Raw genomic sequence first — 243 nt, forward strand, 5'->3', positions numbered from 1 at the left:
TATTCTGCCGTAAGCCGTTCATCCTGACCAGTGCCGCTGTTCATATTTGCTCATTAAGATCGCTTTACTAAACCATAATTCTACAGGGGTTATTATGCGGAAACTCTGGAACGCGCTACGCAGACCCAGTGCTCGTTGGTCGGTACTGGCGCTGGTCGCAATTGGGATTGTGATTGGCATTGCGCTGATTGTATTGCCACACGTTGGGATCAAAGTCACCAGCACAACCGAATTTTGTGTCAG

At 48.6% G+C, this 243-nt stretch carries 1 protein-coding gene; it reads left to right on the top strand.

Features of this window, described 5'->3' with window-relative positions:
- Nucleotides 1-94 precede the first annotated feature (94 nt).
- The coding region (locus tag V0R37_RS23455) for a NapC/NirT family cytochrome c (RefSeq protein WP_281099919.1) at nucleotides 95-243 on the top strand (149 nt) is incomplete at its 3' end.

The organism is Pollutimonas rozaliensis (assembly GCF_048751585.1).
Lineage (GTDB): Bacteria > Pseudomonadota > Gammaproteobacteria > Burkholderiales > Burkholderiaceae_B.